This window comes from Pseudomonas sp. DCB_BI (assembly GCF_026240995.1).
GTDB lineage: Bacteria > Pseudomonadota > Gammaproteobacteria > Pseudomonadales > Pseudomonadaceae > Aquipseudomonas.
Genome location: NZ_JAPFCG010000049.1, coordinates 1 through 1,854, shown reverse-complemented (window position 1 = coordinate 1,854; position 1,854 = coordinate 1). Strand labels below are relative to the sequence as shown.

General features: G+C 59.8%; 1 protein-coding gene. It reads right to left on the bottom strand.

Features of this window, described 5'->3' with window-relative positions; all coding sequences use genetic code 11:
• On the bottom strand, positions 1 to 1,854 hold a 1,854-nt coding region (locus OO258_RS27225; RefSeq protein ID WP_323054392.1), incomplete at both ends, for an immunoglobulin-like domain-containing protein.

The window sequence follows — 1,854 nt, the reverse complement described above, 5'->3', positions numbered from 1 at the left end:
GGTTTTCGAACTTGCCGACATCAGCACCATCGACGCTGGCGATCGACTTCACGACTGGGTCGTTCGCGCCAGCGTAAACGTTGTCCGGGGCAGTGACAGTGATGCTGCCAGTAGTGCCGTTGGCCGGTACGGTGATGACAGTTTTACCGTCGCTCAGCGTGAAGGTCAGGGCGCTGTGGTTGTTGATCGGCAGACCATCTTTGTTGGTCAGGGTGATGGTGTAAGTGATCTCACCACCTTCGGTCACCGAAGGTGTTGCAGTCAGCTTCGCCACCACTTCGTCAGTGGTATCGGTGACTTCCACCTTCGCCGCGCCGCCCAACTCCAGATTCTCGAAGGTACGACCATCGATATCCACAGCGGACTTGATACCCAGGCTGACTTCACCGGCATCTTTGTAGACGTCGTCGCCCTGGGCAGCGTGCTCGTACGGCGCACTGGTGTCGCCGGCCTTGATGGTCACCTTGGCATCGTTGCTCAAGGTCACGACCAGGTCGTGGTCCAGCGGCTGGTTGATGTGGACGGTGAACGTCGGTTTGACGTTCTCGGCCACCGAAGTCTGGTCGGCCGTGATGGTGACCTTGACCAGGTCACCTTCGTTGCCGCCGCCTGGGTTGCTTGGGGTACCTGGGGTGCCCGGCTCGTCGGTGACAGTGGTGCTGACCTGGGTTTTGTCCAGGGTCAGGTTTTCGAACTTGCCAACATCCGCGCCAGCAACGGTGGCGATCGAGTTGACCACGGCAGGGTTGCTGCCGACGTAAACGTTGTCCGGCGCGGTGACGGTGATCGAACCGGTAGTGCCGTTGGCCGGCACGGTGATGACGGTCTTGCCGTCGCTCAGCGTGAAGGTCAGGGCACTGTGGTTGTTGATCGGCAGACCATCTTTGTTGGTCAGGGTGATGGTGTAGGTGATCTCACCACCTTCGGTCACCGAAGGTGTTGCAGTCAGCTTGGCCACAACCTCGCTGAGGGTATCCGAGATTTGAACGGTAGCCGGGCTACCCAAGGCCAGTTCCTCAAAAGTGGCACCGGGAACAGTAGCGTCGGTGACCCCGAGGGTGATGGAGCCAGCATCGTTGTATACGTCATCGCCCTGAGGCGAGGTTTTGTACTCGACTTCGGTTTTACCGGCCTCAATGGTCACGGTGTCGCCGTTCGACAAGGTTACAGTCAATGGCCGGTCCAGCGCCTGGCTTACCTTCACAGTGAAGGAAGGCTGCTGGTCTTCTGTCACATTGCCATTGCTGACGATGCTTACAGTGACGGTATCAATGCTGTCATTGATGACGGTCGAAGCCGGAGTCGGATTCGGGGTCAGCTGTTCGAAGTTGCCGCCGGTTGCGCCGGTAATGGTGGTGCTGACGGTCGAGCCATTGTTGTAGACGTCGTTCGCCGGGGTCTGGAAGTCAACGCTGCCCTGGGTCTTACCGGCTTCAACGGTGATGGTCTGGCCATTGGACAGGGTCACGGTTACCGGAGTCTGAGCCGGGTTGCTCAAGGTCACGGTGTAGGTGATCACGCCACCCTCGGTCACCGACGGGTTCGCCGTCAGGGTCGCGGTAGTGTTGTCGACCGAATCGTTGATCGTGGTCTGAGCCGGCGTCGGATTCGGGGTCAGCTGTTCGAAGTTGCCGCCGGTCGCGCCGGTAATAGTGGTACTGACGGTCGAGCCATTGTTATAGACGTCGTTCGCCGGGGTCTGGAAGTCAACGCTGCCCTGGGTCTTACCGGCTTCAACGGTGATGGTCTGGCCATTGGACAGGGTCACGGTCACCGGAGTCTGAGCCGGGTTGCTCAGGGTCACGGTGTAGGTGATCACACCGCCCTCGGTCACCGACGGGTTCGCCGTCAGGG